Annotated in this window: 16 protein-coding genes; 8 read left to right on the forward strand and 8 right to left on the reverse strand. The window is 69.7% G+C overall.

The window, feature by feature from the left end; translation table 11 throughout:
* Positions 1 to 121 precede the first annotated feature (121 nt).
* A complete protein-coding gene (locus BLQ49_RS22260; protein ID WP_091719813.1) occupies positions 122 to 3,322 on the reverse strand; it encodes an autotransporter family protein in 3,201 nt (1,066 codons plus the stop codon).
* A 434-nt stretch (positions 3,323 to 3,756) separates the two neighbouring features.
* Between BLQ49_RS22260 and BLQ49_RS22265 the strand changes: the two genes are divergently transcribed.
* Positions 3,757 to 5,388 (forward strand): inorganic phosphate transporter, encoded by a 1,632-nt coding sequence (locus BLQ49_RS22265; protein WP_091719817.1) that lies wholly within the window; start codon positions 3,757 to 3,759, stop codon positions 5,386 to 5,388.
* 103 nt (positions 5,389 to 5,491) lie between these two features.
* On the opposite strand, the gene BLQ49_RS22270 is transcribed toward BLQ49_RS22265, so the two are convergent.
* Together BLQ49_RS22270 and BLQ49_RS22275 are read right to left on the reverse strand one after the other, a co-directional pair.
* On the reverse strand, positions 5,492 to 5,743 hold the full coding sequence (locus BLQ49_RS22270; RefSeq protein WP_091719819.1) for a hypothetical protein: 252 nt from the start codon (positions 5,741 to 5,743) through the stop codon (positions 5,492 to 5,494).
* 3 nt (positions 5,744 to 5,746) lie between these two features.
* The gene (locus BLQ49_RS22275; RefSeq protein ID WP_244507719.1) at positions 5,747 to 6,127 is read right to left on the reverse strand and encodes a Ros/MucR family transcriptional regulator; all 381 of its coding nucleotides are present in this window, start codon (positions 6,125 to 6,127) and stop codon (positions 5,747 to 5,749) included.
* Positions 6,128 to 6,596: 469 nt separating this feature from the next.
* On the opposite strand from BLQ49_RS22275, the gene BLQ49_RS22280 reads away from it, so the two are divergent.
* Positions 6,597 to 7,556: a helix-turn-helix domain-containing protein gene (locus BLQ49_RS22280; protein ID WP_091719825.1), complete on the forward strand. Its 960-nt coding sequence runs from the start codon at positions 6,597 to 6,599 to the stop codon at positions 7,554 to 7,556.
* Between the two features lie 23 nt (positions 7,557 to 7,579).
* On the opposite strand, the gene BLQ49_RS22285 is transcribed toward BLQ49_RS22280, so the two are convergent.
* From BLQ49_RS22285 to BLQ49_RS22305, 5 genes are all read right to left on the reverse strand, one after another.
* Positions 7,580 to 8,908 (reverse strand): MFS transporter, encoded by a 1,329-nt coding sequence (locus BLQ49_RS22285; RefSeq protein ID WP_091719828.1) that lies wholly within the window; start codon positions 8,906 to 8,908, stop codon positions 7,580 to 7,582.
* 296 nt (positions 8,909 to 9,204) lie between these two features.
* Positions 9,205 to 10,128, reverse strand: a complete 924-nt coding sequence (locus BLQ49_RS22290) for a hydroxymethylglutaryl-CoA lyase (RefSeq protein ID WP_091719830.1) — start codon at positions 10,126 to 10,128, stop codon at positions 9,205 to 9,207.
* Positions 10,125 to 11,318, reverse strand: a complete 1,194-nt coding sequence (locus BLQ49_RS22295) for a CaiB/BaiF CoA transferase family protein (RefSeq protein ID WP_091719834.1) — start codon at positions 11,316 to 11,318, stop codon at positions 10,125 to 10,127. The genes BLQ49_RS22290 and BLQ49_RS22295 overlap by 4 nt, the downstream gene beginning before the upstream one ends.
* Before the next feature lie 66 nt (positions 11,319 to 11,384).
* On the reverse strand, positions 11,385 to 12,332 hold the full coding sequence (locus BLQ49_RS22300) for a LysR substrate-binding domain-containing protein (protein WP_091719837.1): 948 nt from the start codon (positions 12,330 to 12,332) through the stop codon (positions 11,385 to 11,387).
* A 4-nt stretch (positions 12,333 to 12,336) separates the two neighbouring features.
* Positions 12,337 to 12,711, reverse strand: a complete 375-nt coding sequence (locus tag BLQ49_RS22305; RefSeq protein WP_091719840.1) for a hypothetical protein — start codon at positions 12,709 to 12,711, stop codon at positions 12,337 to 12,339.
* Positions 12,712 to 13,071: 360 nt separating this feature from the next.
* Between BLQ49_RS22305 and BLQ49_RS22310 the strand changes: the two genes are divergently transcribed.
* From BLQ49_RS22310 to BLQ49_RS22335, 6 genes are all read left to right on the forward strand, one after another.
* Entirely contained in the window at positions 13,072 to 13,626 is a 555-nt protein-coding gene (locus BLQ49_RS22310) for a LemA family protein (protein ID WP_425284026.1), read from the forward strand.
* A 9-nt stretch (positions 13,627 to 13,635) separates the two neighbouring features.
* Positions 13,636 to 14,433 carry a TPM domain-containing protein gene (locus tag BLQ49_RS22315; protein WP_091719842.1) on the forward strand — a complete coding sequence of 266 codons (798 nt, stop codon included), beginning with the start codon at positions 13,636 to 13,638 and terminating at the stop codon, positions 14,431 to 14,433.
* Between the two features lie 456 nt (positions 14,434 to 14,889).
* Complete coding sequence (locus BLQ49_RS22320; protein ID WP_091719845.1) at positions 14,890 to 16,218, forward strand: glycosyltransferase; 1,329 nt, start codon at positions 14,890 to 14,892, stop codon at positions 16,216 to 16,218.
* Positions 16,219 to 16,241: 23 nt separating this feature from the next.
* Positions 16,242 to 16,454: a ferredoxin gene (locus BLQ49_RS22325; protein ID WP_091720175.1), complete on the forward strand. Its 213-nt coding sequence runs from the start codon at positions 16,242 to 16,244 to the stop codon at positions 16,452 to 16,454.
* On the forward strand, positions 16,451 to 17,776 hold the full coding sequence (locus BLQ49_RS22330) for an NAD(P)/FAD-dependent oxidoreductase (RefSeq protein ID WP_091719847.1): 1,326 nt from the start codon (positions 16,451 to 16,453) through the stop codon (positions 17,774 to 17,776). The genes BLQ49_RS22325 and BLQ49_RS22330 overlap by 4 nt, the downstream gene beginning before the upstream one ends.
* 7 nt (positions 17,777 to 17,783) lie before the next feature.
* Positions 17,784 to 19,025 (forward strand): cytochrome P450, encoded by a 1,242-nt coding sequence (locus BLQ49_RS22335; protein ID WP_091720177.1) that lies wholly within the window; start codon positions 17,784 to 17,786, stop codon positions 19,023 to 19,025.
* Positions 19,026 to 19,137: the final 112 nt, after the last annotated feature.

Raw genomic sequence — 19,137 nt, forward strand, 5'->3', positions numbered from 1 at the left:
TTGGCGGGTTCTCAGGGCAGAGCCCTGAGATGTTCCCCAGGGCTCCGCCCTGGACCCGCGAAAGGTCTCGACCTTTCGAAACCAGGACGGGAGCTAGCCGCGCTCCCCGTCAGGCAGGCCCTCAGAACCGGAGCGTGAAGTTGCCCTTCACCGCCTGGTCCTGCGCCCGCGCGCCGGTCTGGCCCGTGTAGGCCACGCCCAGCGTCGCGTTCGGCGCCACCGCCAGATCAAGCCCGACCTGCGCCACAAGCGCGTCCCGGTCGATCGGAACGCCCGCGCTCAGGAACGCCGGACCGCCCGCTCCGAACCGCAGCAAAGCCGTCGGCACCACATCCCCGAACGCACGCCGGTAGCCCACAAGACCCCGCAGCGTCACAGGCAGCCCAAGCCCCAGATCCAGGCTCGTCTGCGCCCGCACGCCCACCGTCGCCGCGCCGAGATCGTAGTCGCGCGCAAAGCTCGCCAGCGCTGCCGCGCCGCCCGTCTCCGCGAAGGCGTCGCGCCGGATCCCGACATACGCCCCGCCTACGAACGGCTCGACGTAAGCGGCCGACGGCTGCACCGCGACCGCCGCCCCGTCCTTCGACACCAGGGCCGCCACGGCCGCCCCCCCCAGCGGGATCTTCCAGCCGATCTCGCCAAAACCCTGCAGCGTATAGCCGCCGCCATGCCCGCTCAGTGTGTCAGACAGACCGTACGCCACCGCCCGCCGCGTGCGCGCATCCGTGTCGGCGTAGATAGCCCCCAGCCGCAGCGACAGCGGCCCGAACTCGGTGCCGCCATACACGCCGCCGAACCCGCTCTTCAGCGTCGCGCTCTCCGCCCGGCTCATGCCGCCCGTCCGGCCGGCGCTGTCGAGAGACGCCTCCGTGTAGCCACCGACCACGCCGAAGCGCAGCCCGCTGGGGAGTCGCACGTCCGCGCCCGCGGCAAAGCCCGCGATCTGCCGGTCGAGGTCGAACGCGTTGCCGCCGCTGTTCGCCGTGCCGAACGAGCCAAAGCCCTGGCCCCACAGCCCGAACATCTGCGGGTCGAGGGTCCGCACCGGGACGTTGGCCACCACCGGAGGCCGGCCCGGCAGGTCGGCCGTGTAGGTGGACGGCAGGCTGCCGTAGTCGAGCCCGGTGCCGGGATTGCCCCAGCGCAGCCGGTCGAGCACCGCCTCGCGCACGAAGAAGGCGGTCTCGTAGGCCGCCGACACGGTGCTGGCGTGGATGTCACCGGCGAGCGCCCGGAAGCCGGCATCGGCCTCGGTGGTGGTGAAAGCGACCGCCGCGTCGAACAGCCGGCCGGCACCGGCCGCCTGGACGGCGTTGGCCGCGGCCCGGCCGTTGCGGCTGGTGGCGGAGGCGGAGAACGGCACGTCGTTGCGGGTGAGCGTCAGGTCGACTTCGTTGGGCAGGTAGCGCAGGCCCGGAGACAGGAAGGCGAGGTTCGAGGTCACGCCGGCGAACTGTCCGGAGACGCCGCCTGCGGCCGACAGGATGGTGTAGGTGGTGCGCGGGTTGTAGGCGCCGGAGGCGGCCAGCACCTGGACGGTGCCGCCCGAGAGGGCGGCGTTGCCGCCGGCGGTGATGCGGTCGGCCTGTCCGGCGGCGTTGGCCTCGACGCGGTAGGTCGAGCCCGGCGCGAAGGCGACGGTGCCGGTGACGGCGAGCGTGCCGATCGAGTTGCCCGGCGACACGGTGCCGCCCGACAGCGCGCTGATCCCACCCAGCGTGCCCGTGCCGCCGAGCAGGCCGCCGGCGCCCACGAAGGCGGTGCCGGCGATCGTGCCGTTGGCGGAGAGGGCGCCACCCTGGCCGATTGCGACGTCGATGCCGAGACGGTCGCTCGCGTCCAGGGTCAGGGTGCCGGTGACGTTCCCGAAGTAGCCGGCCGCCGAATAGAGGTCGAGGCGGGCCCAGTAGCTGAGCGGGCTGCCGTAGAAGGCGGCGAGCGCGTTGGTCTCGGTGTTGACGAGGATCTGGTTGATAATCCCGGTGGAGAGCTGGCCGTAGAGGCCGCCGTTGGGGGCGATCGTGCGGGCGGCGCTGGTCGAGCCGCCGTAGAGCGGCGCGAGCAGGATGGAGGCGTCGGGCCCGCCAGCGGGGGCCTGCTCGCGGGGCGCCTGGGCGAAGGTCAGCGTCGGCAGGCCGTAGGTCAGGCGGCTCTGGTAGGCGGCCTGGTTGGCGGCCGACGGGACGTAGGGGTTGCCGGCCTGGTTGGCAGCACTGCCCGCGCAGGCCGCGACGGTGTTGCCGCACTGGGCGGCGAGGTAGGCCTGCAGCTCGCCCTGGGCCTTTACGAACTGGCCCGGCAGGTTGATCGCCGTACCGGTCACCGCGGCGTTGTTGATGTAGGCCGGGTTGGTGAAGGCCTGGGCGAGGTCGTAGGTCGCAAGCGCGCGGCTCCCGATGACGTCGAGCGGGTAGTGCACGCCGAGCGCGATGCGGCTGTTGCCATAATCGGCCGCCCGGGTCAGCATGTTCTGGTATTGCTGCGGCACGAGCATCGCCAGCAGGATGCCGTCGGTGAACGCGTAGGTCGTGTGACCGCTCGGGAACGACGGGTTGGTGGCGATGCCGCTGAGCGCCGTCGGATCGTAGATGTTGAAGCGGGCGGGTGCCGCCTGGACCGGCCGCGAGGAGCCGTAGACGTCCTGGCCCGGCTGCGTGTTGATGACACCATAGGCGAGATCGTAAACGCTGTTCGTGGTGTTCGGCAGGCCGTTATAGGTCGGCAGATTGTAGCCGGCCGGGGCCACGGCCGGAGTCGCGACGTAGTTGCTCGGTGTGACGCTCGGATTGTTGGCCGCACCGTTTGCAAAGTAGTTCTTGGCGACGCCGAGATTGTTGCCGCTGAAATTGTAGGCGCCGACCAGGAGGTTGACCACGCTGCCGAGCGGGCCGGTGGCCCCCTGCGCGACGCCGCGCTGGTAGATCGGGCCGAGCTGCGTGCCGAGGCTACCAACGAGTTGCTGCGGGACGATGCCGTTGATCGGGGTCTGGGGCGGCAGGCCGCCCGCGAGGTTGGCCGCCACTCCGTAGGTGCCAAGCCCTAAGGAAGACAGGTTGTTGCTCGCCGAGCCGAGGAGGTTCTTGTCGCTGATGGCGAGTTGCTGCTGGGCGGGGCCGGCGGCGGTGTTGATCGCGGCCGATTGAGACAGGTTGAGCTGCAGGGTCTGCTGACCGATCGCCGTGGCGTTGAGGGCCAGATAAGGCGCCAGGAGATTGAGCACGTTGACGTCGGACGGCGTCGTATTGACGGTCTGCGCCTGCGACCCCGATCCGAATGCCGCGACCGTCAAGGCCGCGATCGAGACCCCGTACCGAAACTTCATGTTTGGCCCCCCAAGCCCGCGGCCGTCCGGCTGCGTCGGGAGCCTTAACGAAAACTATGGCGGCGGTGACGTCATAATCCAGTCACAATAAGTAGAATCGCCGCATGTCGCATCTGAGCAACAAATCGACAACTTAGCCAACACACTAAATTACTTCTGACAGCCTGACCTTTGTGCCGAACATTTTAGACTGCCGCCCCGGACCCTCTTGATGCGCCGATCCGGCAGCTCGACCCGGTCTTCGAATTTACTCTTGGGACAATCTGCCGCCGAAGTGAAATCTTCAGACGGCAAGCTCAATGACGCCCACGTGAAGTCCTTCAACACACGAATGCTGTTCCCATCACCCGTAATGGCACAGCGGCGTCACCGGAGCGTCATGGGCAGATCCTAATCCCCGTTTTACCAACACGATCGATTCCGCGCGAGGGTTCATGTCCGATTCCGCCGTGATGCCATCATCGGGGGGCGTGAAAACGCGGCCCGCCGGCGTGCCACGCTTCGATCATGGGATGCACCCGGGCGGGGTGATCGCGTTCCTGCTCGTGCTGGTGGCGGGGCTGGGCTACGCCACCATGAGCCTGATCGCCGACATGAACGCGGTGGGCGAGGCGCCGCTCGCCTATGGCGCCTTCGCGTTGCTGGGTCTCGCCCTGCTGATCGCCCTCGCCTTCGAGTTCGTGAACGGGTTTCACGACACCGCCAATGCGGTCGCCACGGTGATCTATACGCACTCGCTGCCGCCGCTCGTGGCGGTGATCTGGTCGGGCTTCTTCAACTTCCTCGGCGTCCTGCTCTCCTCGGGCGCGGTGGCCTACGCCATCGTCACGCTGCTGCCGGTGGAGCTGATCCTTCATGTCGGCTCGGGCGCGGGCTACGCGATGATCTTCGCGCTGCTGCTGGCGGCGATCATCTGGAATCTCGGCACCTGGGCCTTCGGCCTGCCGAACTCGTCATCGCACGCGCTGATCGGTTCGGTGCTCGGCGTCGGGCTCGCCAACCAGTTGATGAGCGGCGGCGACGGCACCTCCGGCGTGGATTGGGGTCAGGCGCTCAACGTGTTCAAGGCGCTGCTGTTCTCGCCGATCTGCGGCTTCGCGCTCGCGGCCCTGCTGCTGCTCGCCCTGAAATACACCGTGCGCCGCAAGGATCTCTACGAGGCGCCGAAGGGCGAGGCACCGCCGCCCCTGTGGATCCGCGGCCTGCTGATCCTGACCTGCACGCTGGTCTCGTTCTTCCACGGCGGCAATGACGGGCAGAAGGGCATGGGCCTGATCATGCTGATCCTGATCGGCGCCGCCCCCACGGCCTATGCGTTGAACCGGACCATGGCGGACGACACGACCCCCGCCTTCGTGCAGAGCTCGACGGCGGCGGCCCAGGTCTTCTCCACCCGCGCCGCCGGCGCACCGAACCCCGAAGCCAATCAGGCCCGCGAGACCGTGACGCAGGCGCTGAAGACCAAGGATCTGAACAAGCCGCCGGTCTATGCCGCCCTCTCGGCGCTCGCCACCGACATTGCCGACAGCGTGAAAGGTTACGGGGCGATCCGCACGGTGCCGGCTGCCCAGACCCAGAACCTCCGCAGCGACATGTATCTCGCCTCCGATGCGGTGCGGATGCTGCCGAACGCTGGCGCCGACTTCTCGGATTCCGACAAGGCGATCCTGAAGGGTTATGCCGGGCTGCTCAACAACGGCACCCGCTACATCCCCGGCTGGGTGAAGATCTGCGTCGCCCTGGCGCTCGGGCTCGGCACCATGGTCGGGTGGAAGCGGATCGTGGTGACCGTGGGCGAGAAGATCGGCAAGACACACCTCACCTACGCTCAGGGTGCCTCCGCCGAGATCGTGGCCGCCGGCACGATCGGGCTCGCCGAACTCTACGGCCTGCCGGTCTCGACGACCCACATCCTGTCCTCGGGCGTCGCCGGAACCATGGCGGCCAACGGCTCAGGGCTCCAGATGTCCACCGTGCGCAACATGGCGCTGGCCTGGATCCTGACCCTGCCGGCCGCGATCACCCTGGCGGCCGTTCTGTTCTTCATCCTGCGTCACGTGTTCTGACGTCGCAAACGCAGCCGGACGGGCCATCGCACTGACTCCGCCGCCCCCTCAGGCGCGGAGCGGGCGACGGGTCGCCCAGCCGGCTGCGGCGCACCCCGACGCCTCAGGAACTCGCCATCGCCCGAACGAACGCCAGACAGGTCCGGCGCGCGGCCGGGTTGTCGATTGCCGCGAACTCGGTGACGAGATCCGCGGCCTGCACGATCGCCTCGTCCTGCTCGCCGGCGACCGGGTGGAACGCCGAGACCGGCACTCCCAGCACCTTGGCGAGGCGCGCGAGACTGTCCCGGGCCCGCGCCATCTCCGAAGCGGAGGCGGGCGACGGAGCCGGTCCCTGCGAGCGGGCGAGCGCCATCGCTCAGGCCGCCTTGTGGCCGAGCTGGATCGCCCGGGCGATCTCGGACCGCCGTGCGGCATAGCCGGGGGCGACCATCGGGTAATCGGCTGGCAGGCCATATTGGAGCCGGTAGCGCTCGGGCGTCAGGCCGTGGGCGGTGAGATGGCGCTTCAGGGTCTTGTACGGCTTGCCGTCGATGAAGCTGATCAGGCCGTCGTGCTGGATCGAGGCCTCGACCTGCTTCGCATTCGCCCCGGTATAGCCCGGACCGCCCCGGCCCTGCTTGTCGCGCAAGTCGGCGATGGCCGTGTGCACCTGATCGATCAGGTCCGGGAGTTGCGCGGCGTCGACCGCGTTCCGGGACACATAGGCCGCGACGATCGCGCCAACCTTTTCCAGCATGAATGCCGGATGCTGTTCCGTGAGATTGTCCATTTCCGTGTTGCCATTCCCAGTACCGTCTCGGAGGCGCGCGCTCATCCCTTTGAATGAAATCATTCGATCGGATGAGGCGGCGCGGGACCCCGGTCAGGCGGCCAAATCAGAGTACCCTCAAGCTCGCCAGCGGCCGCTTCTTGAGGATGCAGAAGATATACAATATGTGAGTTTTCGCGTTTGTCCGCCGGCGCGAGATTCGTTGCCCGGCCGCGCGAACGAGCTGCGCAGGGTTAAAAGTTATTAATGCAAAGCCGGTTTTCGACCGTCAGCGCCCCTTCCAAAAGCAGTCTCGAAGCGCTGCGCACAACATGAGCCGTCCCACGCCCGACGATCGCGCGCCGGCGTCTCGACAGCCCCATCGCGCACCGGCCGCCTCGTCGGCGACGCCAGCGGACCGGCCACAACCCACGGCCATCGAGAGGAACGATCACCGATGCACCCCGTGTTCTCGACGACCGGGCTTCATCCTCAGAACGGTTTTAAGCAGTGGCGCGAGCTCCTGGCCGAGCGGCTGGTCCCGATCGAGCTTGAGCGCCTCAACGACGGGCCCTTCCAGGGCACGCTCGAGGTTTCGGAAGTCGGCCCACTCCATGTCTCGCGCCTGACGCAGAGCGCCCTGCGGTGCGAGACGACGCCTGCCGCAGCGCGGCGCCACGACCGGGCCGGGATGGTCGTGGTGCTAGTCAAGCTCGCGGGTCTGTCGACCAGCTCCCAGGACGGTCGGGACGCCGTCCAGCGCCCCGGGGACCTCGTCGTGCTCGATCATCGGCCGTGCCTGCTGACGACCCATATGGACAGCCAAGCCCTGTTTCTCGAAGTGCCGCGGGAGCGCCTGGAGCACGTGCTCGGCTCGACGCGGCTCTACGCGGGGCTGTCGATCGGCGCGGAACTCGCATCGACCACTCTGGCGACGAACTTTCTCCGCGAGCTGATCCGCTTGCGCCGCCAGCTGACGCCCGATGGGACCATCCGGATGGCGGAGATCGGTATGGACCTGATCGTGGCCAGCATCGCCGAGCGGATGGCCCAGGAGGCCCCCCGATCGACGCATGGCAGTGTCGTGGTCCAGCGCGCCAAGGCCTATGTCGAGGCCCATCTCGGCGACCTGACCCTCGACCCGCCACAGCTCGCGGCCGCGGTCGGCGTGTCGCTGCGCCGGCTGCAGGAGCTGTTCCACGAGCGCGACCGGCACATCTCCGATTACATCTGGGAGCGCCGGCTGACGCGCGCCGCCGAGCGGCTGGCCGATCCGGCCTGTGTCCACCTGTCGATCGGCATGTTGGCCTATGGATGCGGCTTCGCCAGCCAAGCCCACTTCGCCCGCCGCTTCAAGGACCGGCACGGGATGACGCCCCGCACGTATCGGCAGGCGGCGCTGCTGAGCGTCCCCTAACGGGCTGCCCAGCAGCGACCGCCTCAGGCTGAGCGATCGCTCCGGCGCAGGCTCGCCGGCATGGCGAAGAGCGCGAGCCCGGCGGCGGCGAGGCAGAGCACCCCGATGCCGTAGAGGGCAGGCGTGGTCGAGCCGGTGAGGTCCTTCACCCAGCCGACCATCACGGGGCTGACGATGCCGCCGAACTGGCCGAGCGTGTTGATCAGCGCGATCCCGCCCGCCGCGCCGACGCCGGTGACGAGCTTGGCCGGCAGGGTCCAGAAGGTCGGGATCGAGGCCACGATGCCGGCCCCCAGCAATGCTAGGGCGAACATCAGCGGCACGATGTGCTTGTCGAACAGGCCGGCGCCGAAGAAGCCGAGCGCCGCCGCGATGGCCAGCCCCGCGACGAATTTCGGCCGCTCGCCCGAGGCGTCGGACAGGCGCCCGATCACCACCATGCTGATCGCCCCGCAGATGTAGGGGATCGCGGTCAGGAAGCCGACGGATGCCGCCTGCCCGCCGCTCGCGGTCTTGATCAGGTCCGGCCCCCAGAAGTTCAGCCCGTAGGAGCCGATCTGGAGCAGGAAGTAGATCAGCCCGATCAGCAGGAAGCCCGGCTGCCGGATCGCCCCGAGGAGCGAGTGATCGCCGATATCACGATTGTGGTGCGCGATCCGGCTCGACAGGAGATCCTTCTCGGGCTGGGAGAGCCAGCGCGCATCGGCGATCCGGTCGTCAAGGCGGGCCAGCACGAGGACGCCGAGGATGAGGCAGGGCAGGCCGCCAGCCAGGAACAGCCATTGCCAGCCGGCAAGGCCCCCGACGCCGTTGAGGCCGCCGAGGATCAGGCCCGCCACCGGTGCGCCGAAGATGCCCGAGAAGGCCGAGGCCACGAACATGAACGAGGTGATGCGCCCGCGATGCGAGGCCGGGAACCAGATGGTCAGGTAGTAGAGGATGCCCGGCGCGAAGCCCGCCTCCATGGCGCCGATCAGGAAGCGCAGGGCATAGAAGTGCCACTCGCTGCGAATAAAGATCATCAGCGCGGTGGCGATGCCCCAGGAGATCATGATCCGGGCGATCCAGCGCCGCGCCCCGACCCGGTAGAGGAACAGGTTCGAGGGCACCTCGAAGATCACGTAGCCGACGACAAACATGCTCGCGCCGAGCCCGTAGGCGACGTTGCTGAAGCCGAGATCGCTCTGGAGCTGGAACTTGGCGAAGCTGATGTTGATGCGGTCGAAGAACGCGAACATGTAGCAGATCATGATCAGCGGCATGAGCCGCCATGCGACCTTGCGGACGATGGCGTTCTCGGTCACCGCGCCGGCCTCGACGGCCGCCGGCGAGCCCGAAAGGACTGCGGTCATGGTTTCCTCCGTTTTTTTGGGATTTGGGGGAGCGGTGCCGCCTTCGGGTGGGCGGCTTTTCGCGGAATCAAGCTTGGGTGGGCAGGCTTACGACCCACGACGGTGATGCCGTCTTCGCCGGGCCCGGCGCAGGTTCCCTCTCCCGTGCGGGAGAGGGACAGGGTGAGGGATCAGGTCTGTCCGAATGTAGCGCCTCGCTGGCGTGCTCGATCCTAGGCGTTCTCGTCCCTCACCCCAACCCTCTCCCGCACGGGAGAGGGGGCGCGTTGCGTCCGTCAGTAACGTCTCTCTTCGGTTCAAGCCGCCTGGGCGGGCGGCGGATGCAGGTCGCAGGGGCGTCCGGCCTTGGCGACCTGCCCGGGCACGTCGTGGCCGACGAGGCGGGGCAGGTCCCGCGACAGGCCGATCAGGGCCTCAAGGTCGAGGCCCGTCGGCACGCCCATTTCGTGCGCCATGCTGACGAGATCTTCGGTGCAGATGTTGCCCGTGGCCCCCGGCGCGAACGGGCAGCCGCCGAGGCCGCCGAGTGCAGCGTCGAAGCGGCGGGCGCCCGTATCGTAGGCGGCCAGCACGTTGGCGAGGCCGAGGCCGCGCGTGTTGTGGAAGTGGAGCGTCAGGCGCTCGGGGCCGACCAGCGGCAGCACCCGCGCGACGAGGCGCGCCACCTGCCGGGGGTTGGCCATGCCGGTGGTGTCGGCGAGCGTCACGCCATCGACGCCGAGCGACAGGTAGCGCTCCACTTGCGCCAGTACCTTGTCGGCCGGCTGGTCGCCTTCGAACGGGCAGCCGAAGGCGGTCGCCACCGTGGCGTTGGTGCTGACCGGCGCGCCGCGCACCGAATCCATGATCCGCGCGAAGCCCGCGATCGAGTCGGCCGGGCTCATGCCCATATTAGCGCCGTTGTGGGTCTCGCTCACCGAGGCCACGAGGTTGATCTCGTCGACCTTGGCGGCGAGTGCCCGCTCGGCGCCCTTCGGGTTCGGCACCAGGGCGACATAGACGGTGCCGGGCCGGCGCCGGATCCCGGAAAAAACCTCGGCGGCGTCGGAGAGGGCCGGCACGGCCTTCGGCGAGACGAAGGACGAGACCTCGATCCGGCTGAAGCCGGCCTCCGAGAGCGCGTCGATCAGGCGGATCTTTTCCGCCGTCGCCACGAAGACGGGTTCGATCTGGAAGCCGTCACGCGTGGCAACCTCCTGGACGATGATTGGCTCGTTCATGCCACCGCTCCCTTCTCGCGCAGGGCGGCGATGCGCGCGGGATCAAGGCCGAGTTCGCCCAGCACCGCATCCGTGTGGGCGCCGAGCGCCGGGCCCTGCCAGCGCACTTCGCCGGGCGTGTCGGACAGCTTCGGCACGATGCCGGGCATCTTGACCTGGGTCCCGCCGGGCAATTCCGCCTGGAGGATCATCTCGCGGGCCTGATAGTGCGGGTCGGCCACGATATCGGCCACCGAGTAGATCCGGCCGGCCGGCACGTCGGCGGCGTCGAGGACGGCGAGCGCCTCTTCGACGGTCTTGGTCTTCGACCAGTCCGCGATGGTGGCGTCCAGCAGGGCGGATTGCTTGGAGCGGCCCTCGTTGTTGCGCAATGCCGGATCCTCGGCGAGGTCGGGACGGCCGATCGCCGTCATCAGGCGGCGGAAGATCGGGTCGCTGTTGCCGGCGATGACGACATAGCCGCCATCCTGCGTGGGATAGGTGTTCGACGGGGTGATGCCCGGGAGTGCGCCACCGGTGCGGGTGCGGACCTCGCCCAGCAGGTCGTATTCGGGGACGAGGCTCTCCATCACGTTGAACACGCTCTCGACCAGCGAGACGTCGATCACCTGCCCGGCGCCCTGGCCCGTCTTGACCCGCAGGAGTGCCATCAGCGCGCCGATCACGCCGTGGAGCGAGGCGAGCGTGTCGCCGATGCTGACGCCGACCCGGGCGGGGGGCGCCTCTGGGCTGCCGGTGGTGAAGCGGATGCCGCCCATCGACTCGCCGATGGCGCCGAAGCCCGGCCGGTCGCGGTAGGGGCCGGTCTGGCCGTAGCCGGAGATCCGCACCATCACGAGGTTCGGGTTGAGGGACGAGAGCACATCCCAGCCAAGGCCGAGCTTCTCCAGCCCGCCGGGGCGGAAGTTCTCGACCACCACGTCGGCGCTCTGGGCGAGCTGCTTGACGATGTCGAGGCCTTCCGGGCTCTTCAGATTGATCGCGATCGATTTCTTGTTGCGCGACTGCAGGTACCACCAGAGCGAGGTGCCCTCGTGCATCTTGCGCCACTTGCGCAGGGGATCGCCCTCGCCCGGGGCCTCGACCTTGATCACCTCGGCGCCGAACTCGGCCATCAGCCGCGTCGCGAAGGGCGCGGCGATGAGCTGGCCGAGTTCGAGAACACGGATACCGCTGAGCGGGCCGGACATTCTCTCCTCCATCTTTGTTGAATGTTGAATACTGCGAGCGAAGACCCGGAGTCCAAACACCATCCATCATCCTGCGTTCTCCCCCGGAGAACGCAGCCCCCCGGCAGCGCACAGATGATCGAGCAGGAGTCGGGCGGCCGGCGGCAGGAAGCCGGGGCGGACGACGAGGCACAGCAGACGCTGCGCCCAGGGGTCTGTGAGCGGCACCGCGGCGAGCCGCATGGAGGGCCCGAGCAGGGCGTGGACATGCTCGGGCACGGTCCCGAGCCCCATCCCGACCTGCGCCATCCGGCAGATCGCGTCGAAGCTCGGCACATGCATGCGCAGGTGCAGCGGCCGACTGAGGCGCCGGGCCTCGTCCCGCAGGGTGGCGTAGATCGAGCTCTCCACGTGCAGCCCGACATGGTCGTAATCGAGCGTCTCGGCGAGCGTGATGGCGGCGCGGTCGCTGAGCGGGTGGCTCTCGGGCATGACCAGGACGAGCCGGTCGGCGCGGTACGGGTAGGCGGTGAGCGTCCGCGTGTCGGTGCTGCCCGCGCAGATGCCGAGATCGGCAAGCCCCTCCTCCACGCCGGCCACGACGCCGCCGCTCGGGCGCTCCTCCAGATCGACCCGGATCCCGCCCTGGGCGGCGAGGAACGCCTGTAGATCCTCGGGCAGGAATTCCACGATGGCCGAGAGGTTGGCCAGCACCCGCACGATGCCGCGCACCCCGCGCGCATGCTCGGCGAGTTCCAGGGCGATCTGCTCGGCGCTCGCCAACATGCGGCGGGTGTGGTGCAGCAGCGTCTCGCCCGCCGGGGTCAGGCGCATGCCGCGGGGCTCCCGGACCAGCAGGGTGCAGCCCAGCGCGTGCTCCAGTTCGGCGAGCCGCTTGCTCACCGCCGAGGGGGCGATCGCCGCCCGCCGGGCCGCGCCGTTGAGCGTGCCCTCCGCGCAGATCGCCGCGAACAGGCGCAGCGTCTTCAGGTCGAGGCGGCTCAGGGTCGCCGCGATCGGCGGGCCTGCGGACACCCGGTCAGTCCGGCGAACCGACCGGCTGGCCGTAGCTTCCGTAGCCGAGCTTCGCCCCCTGCCGGTTGACGCGGCCGAAGCGCATCACCGCCTGCTCCAGGTAGTCGATCGCGCCGATGAGATGCGCGCGGGCCGCCGCGATGGTGTCCTCGCCCTCCTCGACCGGGGTCTCTGCGAGCTTCACGGCGGCGATCAGCACCCGGTCGCGCTCATCCTCGATCCGGGGATCGCGCTCGACATGGCCGCGGATTTTCGCGTCGAAGGCCTCAATGACCGACCAGGGCAGCGCATCCTTTCCGGCCGGCGCCCGGAACGCCAGGGCGTGGCGCCGAGCGGTAACGCCGGCAGCCCTCAGATGATCGGCGAGTCCTGCATCCATTCCGATCTCCGCTGAACCGCCCGACACGCGTCCCCCGACATGGGCACCGGCTTGGCGCAAGGGAGGACACTTAGACAAGGTCTGAGTGCCGGTCGCGAGGGCGACGCGACCGGCTTCCGACGTGCCAAACGCGCTCCGACGCACTCCGTTGCCCCGACGGCCCGGCGACGCCATTCGCGAGGCGTGGATGGCACTTACCGTGGCGGTCCGAATCGGGTTCTGTCGGCTTCGTGATCAACGGGCCGGGCCTTGCCCGGCGGACTGGGGACGGGGGACGGAATGATGACCACATCGACGGCGGGCGCCCTGCGCAGGCCGGCCGGAGCGGCGCGGCTGCTCGGCCTGCTCTCGGTGATCCTGATGGCCGCCGGCCTGTCCGGCTGCGGGGCGATCAACCGGGTTCCGACCCTGGAGGAGCGGGCGAAATCCGCCTGGAGCGAGGTGCAGAACCAGTACCAGCGCCGGGCCGACCTGATTCCCAACCTCGTCGAGAGCGTGAAGGGCTACGCCCAGCAGGAGAAGGACGTGCTGGTCGGCGTCACGGAGGCGCGCGCCAAGGCGTCGAGCGTGAAGGTCGATGGCTCCACGGTCAGCGATCCCCAGACGTTCAAGGCATTCCAAGACGCGCAGAACCAGCTCTCCGGCGCGCTCGGTCGGCTGCTCGTGACCGTCGAGCGCTACCCCGAACTCAAGTCGAACCAGAACTTCCTGGCTCTGCAATCGCAGCTCGAGGGCACCGAGAACCGGATCGCGGTCGCGCGGCGCGACTACATCAACGCCGTTCAGGCCTACAACACCGAGGTGCGCACCATCCCGGGCCGCTGGATCGCGGCGTTGCTCTATCCCGATGCCAAGCCGATGGAGACCTTCACGGCGACGCCGAATGCCGACCGGCCGCCGAGCGTGAAGTTCTAGGATCCGGCGATGGGCCGGAGCATCGCGACGCGGGTGCGGCTCGTCCTGGCGCTCGCCGTCATCGCCGCCTGCCTGGCGGTCTACGCGGTCGGGGCGCTCGCGGGCGACCTGACCTTCCCGCCGCTGTCGGGCCGTGTCGTCGATGCGGCCGGCCTGCTGACGCCCGACCAGCGCCAGGCACTCGAAGCCAAGCTGAAGGCGCACGCGGACAAGACCTCGGATCAGGTGATCGTGGCGATCGTGCCGAGCCTCCAGGGCACGACCGTCGAGGATTACGCCAACCGCCTGTTCCGGACGTGGCAGCTCGGGCAGGCCCAGCTCAACAACGGCGTCCTCCTGCTGGTGGCGCCGCAGGAGCACAAGGTCCGCATCGAGGTCGGCTACGGCCTCGAGGGTGCGCTCACCGACGCCCTGTCCCGCACGATCACCTCCGGTGCGATCAAGCCGCGCTTCAAGGCCGGCGACTATTTCGGCGGTCTGGATGCGGCCCTCGACGAGATCTTGGCTCTTCTCGCGAAAGACGCAGAGGAGGCTCATCGCAAGCCGCTGGAGCACGCCGACGCGGCCGATCCCGTGCAGGTCGCGCTCTTCATCGTGCTGCTGCTGATCGTGGCGGTGGTCGCGTGGTACCTCGTCCGAGCCGGCGGCCGGGCCAGCCGCGCCGGGGAGACGGCCTACATCCCGGCTTCGGGCTCGAGCGGATGGGGCGGCGGCTTCTCGGACAGCGGCGGATCGCGTTCCTCGGACGACGATGTCTCCGGCGGCGGCGGCTCGTCGGGCGGCGGGGGCGCCTCCGACGATTGGTAGCACGCGCGGCAGGACTGGCGTTATCCGAGACGGCAGGCGCATGGCGGGATCGATGCGTGGACCCGTGCCGACCGCTGGCCTGCGCGATCCTGCGGATCGAGACTTCCCAGTCTAACAAGAACACCAGGAACCAAGACCACCCGGTCGCAAAGGGGGCCGTCCTCTCTGCGAGGGGCAGGCGGGCGTGTCGCGGCCGGGAGGCGCCGACGCCCGGTCCAGGCTGTTTGCGGTGCGTCCGGGCGGACGTGACCTCGGCAGCCGCCTGACCTGAGCCCGCATCCGGCGCTCTTTTGTGCGCGACCGCACGCAACGGTCACCGCGGTGTAACCGGACGGATCCGCGGGCGATTCCCCTTCTGATTGATGCGCACCCTCGCGTTGAAAGCGCTCCGGGTGACGATGGCGCCCCCGTGACGGGGAGCAAGGCCGGCTCTCCGGTCTCGCTCAAGGAGGCCCAATGAAGATCCTGATTGCCGCGACGCCGCTCACCGGTCACGTCAACCCGCTGCTGGCCGTTGGCCGGGCCGTCGCCGCGCGGGGGGACGACGTGCTGGTGCTCTCCGATGCGCGCTTCCAGGCCAAGTTCGAGGCGGCGGGCCTGCGTTTCACCGCCTACCCGGATGATGGGGCCGCCGAGTTCCGCGCCACCGACTTGCCCGCGGGGCCCGAGCGCTACCGGCGCGAATTCGAGCGGCGCTTCATCGATCCCATGCCGATCCAGGCGGCGGCTCTGCGCCGCCTGATCGACGCGGAGGCACCGGAGGTCATCGTGGCCGGAAGCATGGTCCTCGGCGTGCTGCCGCTGCTCCTCGATACGGCGCCCCGGCCGCCGATTGCGGTCGTCAATGTCAGCTTCCTGTTCCTGGACCGGCCGGACCACGCCCCGATCGGCCTCGGCCTGCCCCCGGCGCAGGATCGCGCCGAGCGGATCCGTTACGCCGCCCTGAAGGCCGGCATGGATGCAGCCTTCGCCAACCCGGTGCGCGCCTATGCGGACGGTGCGCTCGCCAAGCTCGGCCTGCCGCCGCTGCCGTCCTCGCTGCCGCACTCCATCGTCGTGCTGCCGGACCTGTTCCTCCAGCCGACGGTGCCGGGCTTCGAGTACGATTACGGCGCGCTGCCCCCCGGAATACGCTTCATCGGGTTGCTGCAGCCGCCGACCCCGCCGGCGCCGTTGCCGGAGTGGTGGCCGGAGCTGGAGGCGGCCAACGCCGCGGGCAAGCCCGTCGTGCTGGTGACCCAGGGGACGCTCGCCAACGCGGATTTCGGCGAGCTGGTGGAGCCGACGCTCGCGGCCCTGGCCGACCGGAACGATCTCCTCGTCGTGGCAACCACGGGGGGCCGGCCCGTCGCGGCGCTGCGGGGGCCGATCCCCGCGAATGCGCGCGTCTCCAGCTTCCTGCCGTTCCGCGATCTCCTGCCGCGGGTCAGCGCGCTTGTGACCAACGGTGGCTACGGCAGCGTCTCGCAGGCGCTTGCCGCGGGCGTGCCGATCGTCTCGGCCGGCCTCACCGAGGACAAGGCCGAGGTGAACGCCCGTGTCGGCTGGTCCGGCGCCGGCCTCAACCTCGCCACCAACGATCCCGCGCCGGACGCGCTGCGGAACGCCGTGGTCCGGGTGCTCACCGAGCCCGGTTTCCGCCAGCGGGCCATGGCGCTGCAGATGGCCTTCGCGAGCCGCGACGCCATGGCGGGCATCCTGACTGCGATAGACGACCTCGCCCGCTCCGGGCCGATGCGCGGCGGCCGTACGGGCGTCGCGGTTCCCGTGGCGAGGTCGGCGTGAAGTCCGTGGGTCGGGCGGGCGCGCTGCGCGTCGTCGTGGATCTCAACCGCTGCCAGGGCTACGCGCAATGCTGCTACGTGGCCCCTGACGATTTCGCCCTGCGCGGCCACGAGATCCTGTTCTACGATCCCGCCCCGGCCGCCGCGCGGCGCGGCACGATCGAGCGGGCGGTCCAGGCCTGCCCGGTCCGCGCCATCAGCCTTCAGGCGGCCCCGGATGACGGAGAGGCGCCGTGACTCCCGAACCCGCCGGCATCGTCGTGGTCGGCGCCTCGCTGGCGGGCCTGCGCGGCGCGGAGGCGCTGCGGCGGGGCGGCTACGACGGTCCGCTCACCCTCGTCGGCGCCGAACCCCACCGGCCCTACGACCGGCCGCCCCTGTCGAAGCACGTGCTCGCCGGCGCATTGGAGGCTGACGCGACCCGCCTGCCGGAGCTGACCAGCCTGCGGGCCCGGTGGCGGCTCGGCAGCGCGGCCGTCGCCCTCGACCGAGCAGCGCGGACGGTCCGCCTCGCCGACGGTTCGGTGCTGGCCTACGACAAGCTCCTCGTCGCCACCGGTGCGCAGGCCCGCCCCTGGCCGGCCGAAACCGGCGGCGATCTCGCCGGAATTCACACCCTCCGCGGGCGCGACGACGCGCGCACCCTGCGGACAGCCCTGGTCGCCGGTCCGCGGCACGTGCTGATCGTGGGGGCCGGGCTGATCGGGTGCGAGGCCGCCTCCTGCCTTCGCGATCTCGGGCTCCCCGTGACGCTGGCCGATCCCCATCCGGCGCCCCTCGCCAACAGCTTCGGCACCTTCGTGGGCGGGGTGATCGCTGGCTGCCTGCGCGATGCGGGCGCCGTGTTCCGCCCCGGCACCCAGGTGAAGGCCTTCGAGGGCGACGCGGCGGGCCGGGTGGTCCGCGCCCGGCTGGCGGATGGCAGTGCCCTGGAAGCCGACCTCGTGATCGCGGCCCTCGGGGCGGTCCGGGCGACCGGATGGCTCCGCCGAGCCGACCTGATGGCCGATCCCGGCGGCCTCACCTGCGACGCGGCCTGCCGCGCCCGCGCCGCGGACGGCACGGCCTGCCCGGACATCTACGCGGCGGGCGATGTCGCTCGCTGGCCGATCCCACTCTACGAGGGCCGGTTGGTCTGCGTGGAACATTGGGGCAACGCGGTCGAGCAGGCATCCCATGCCGCCCGGAACATGCTGGCAGGCCCGGGCGACCAGCGGCCCTACACCCACCTGCCAGCCTTCTGGTCGAGCCAGTTCGGGATCAACATCAAGCTGGTCGGCCTGACCGCGGGCGCCGATTCGGTCGCCGTGGTGCAGGGCTCGCGGGCGTCGCGGCGCTTTCTCGCGGTCTACGGCCAAGCCGGGCGCAGCATCGCGGCCCTCTCCTTCGATCAGGCCCGGTGGCTGCCCGCCTACGCCGGGGCGATCCTGGCGGGCGCGGCTTTCCCGCCGATCCTGGACGCCACCGATCAGCCGCGCATTGAGCGGGCCGATCCGGGCTTTTCGCCGTCGCGGGCGTCGGCCTCAGCCCCCCGCCCGGTCGAGGTCTTCCATGCCTGACGAGGTTCTGCCCGACGAGGCTCTGTTCACCGCCGTGATGAATCCGGCCAGCAGGGCCGATCCCTACCCTCTCTATGCCCGATTGCGGGAGCGGCCGGTGGCCCGCCAGCACGACGGCAGCTACGTGGTCAGCACCCATGCGGCGATCCGTGCCCTGTTGTTCGACCCGCGGCTGAGTTCGGAGGATCTTCCGCCGTTCAAGCGGCCGCCCACCGGCAACCCAATCCGCGACTGGATCCTGAACCCGATCCGCAGCCGGATCGCCACCGCGCACCGGCCGCTGATCTTCCGCGATCCGCCGGATCACGACAGCCTGCGGGCGGCGGTGATGCGCGAATTCACCATCCCCCGTGTCCAGGGCCTGCGCCCAAGGATCGCCCGGGAAGTCGATGCGCTCCTCGACGCCTGCCGGGGGCGCGGGCGAGTCTGCCTTGTCGAGGATCTGTCCTATCCCCTCCCCGTCTCGGTGATCTGCGAATTACTGGGCGTGCCGGAATCCGACGAGCCGCGGTTCCAGTCCTGGGCGACGCAGCTCGCGACTGCCCTGGAGCCCGATGCGCGTCATGACGTCGAGACCCGCCGCCGCACCGTCGCGGCCTTCGACGCGATCTCGGACTATATGCGTGGGCTCATCCGCGAGAAGCGGCGGCGCCCGGTAGGCGACATGTTGAGCGGGCTCGCTACCCTCCGCCCGAACGGCCTCAAGCCGATGAGCGATTTCGACCTGATCGCCACCGCGATCCTGTTGCTGGTCGCCGGCCACGAGACCACCGTGAACCTCATCACCAATGCCATGCTGGCCCTGCTCCGCCATCCGAAGGAGCTGGAGCGGCTGCGCGCCGACCCCGAGCGGGCACCCCGGCTGATCGAGGAGGTGCTGCGCTACGAGCCGCCGGTGCATTTCCGGACCCGCAAGGCGCTCGGCGCGATCACGCTGGCGGGCGAGACAATCCCGAAAGGCGCGCCGATCATCCTGCTCTTTGCCGCCGCCAACCGCGATCCTGCCCGCTTCGACGACCCGGACCGCTTCGATCCCGATCGGCCGGACATTGAGCATTTCGGCTTTGGAGGCGGACTGCATTATTGTGTCGGCGCTCCACTCGCCCGCATCGAGGCAGAGATCGCCCTGGTAGCTTTAAGCCGCCGCCTTGTTGCCCCGCGGTTGATGCAGGACCCGCCCCCCTATCGGCCCGGCGCTTCCCTGCGCGGGCCCGAGCAGCTCGCTATCGGCATCGACGGGATCGCTTGATACGGGTGGGACACGCGGGGGGTTCTCAATCGTTAAAAGCCGGTGAAAACCGATGTTTCACGTGAAACATTTGTAAACCATGCCCGCCACCGGTTTACTGCGCGCGACACCC

Origin of the sequence: Methylobacterium phyllostachyos, from assembly GCF_900103445.1 — a bacterium.
GTDB lineage: Bacteria > Pseudomonadota > Alphaproteobacteria > Rhizobiales > Beijerinckiaceae > Methylobacterium > Methylobacterium phyllostachyos.

What these genes read in the sequence shown, in the direction of transcription:
- BLQ49_RS22295 (WP_091719834.1), bottom strand. Translation starts at nt 11,318, where the DNA reads ATGTCCGGCCCGCTCAGCGGTATCCGTGTTCTCGAACTCGGCCAGCTC.
- BLQ49_RS22285 (WP_091719828.1), bottom strand. Translation starts at nt 8,908, where the DNA reads ATGACCGCAGTCCTTTCGGGCTCGCCGGCGGCCGTCGAGGCCGGCGCG.
- BLQ49_RS22275 (WP_244507719.1), bottom strand. Translation starts at nt 6,127, where the DNA reads ATGCTGGAAAAGGTTGGCGCGATCGTCGCGGCCTATGTGTCCCGGAAC.
- BLQ49_RS22310 (WP_425284026.1), top strand. Translation starts at nt 13,072, where the DNA reads ATGGCCGCCGGCCTGTCCGGCTGCGGGGCGATCAACCGGGTTCCGACC.
- BLQ49_RS22320 (WP_091719845.1), top strand. Translation starts at nt 14,890, where the DNA reads ATGAAGATCCTGATTGCCGCGACGCCGCTCACCGGTCACGTCAACCCG.
- BLQ49_RS22265 (WP_091719817.1), top strand. Translation starts at nt 3,757, where the DNA reads ATGTCCGATTCCGCCGTGATGCCATCATCGGGGGGCGTGAAAACGCGG.
- BLQ49_RS22305 (WP_091719840.1), bottom strand. Translation starts at nt 12,711, where the DNA reads ATGGATGCAGGACTCGCCGATCATCTGAGGGCTGCCGGCGTTACCGCT.
- BLQ49_RS22290 (WP_091719830.1), bottom strand. Translation starts at nt 10,128, where the DNA reads ATGAACGAGCCAATCATCGTCCAGGAGGTTGCCACGCGTGACGGCTTC.
- BLQ49_RS22270 (WP_091719819.1), bottom strand. Translation starts at nt 5,743, where the DNA reads ATGGCGCTCGCCCGCTCGCAGGGACCGGCTCCGTCGCCCGCCTCCGCT.
- BLQ49_RS22315 (WP_091719842.1), top strand. Translation starts at nt 13,636, where the DNA reads ATGGGCCGGAGCATCGCGACGCGGGTGCGGCTCGTCCTGGCGCTCGCC.
- BLQ49_RS22280 (WP_091719825.1), top strand. Translation starts at nt 6,597, where the DNA reads ATGCACCCCGTGTTCTCGACGACCGGGCTTCATCCTCAGAACGGTTTT.
- BLQ49_RS22260 (WP_091719813.1), bottom strand. Translation starts at nt 3,322, where the DNA reads ATGAAGTTTCGGTACGGGGTCTCGATCGCGGCCTTGACGGTCGCGGCA.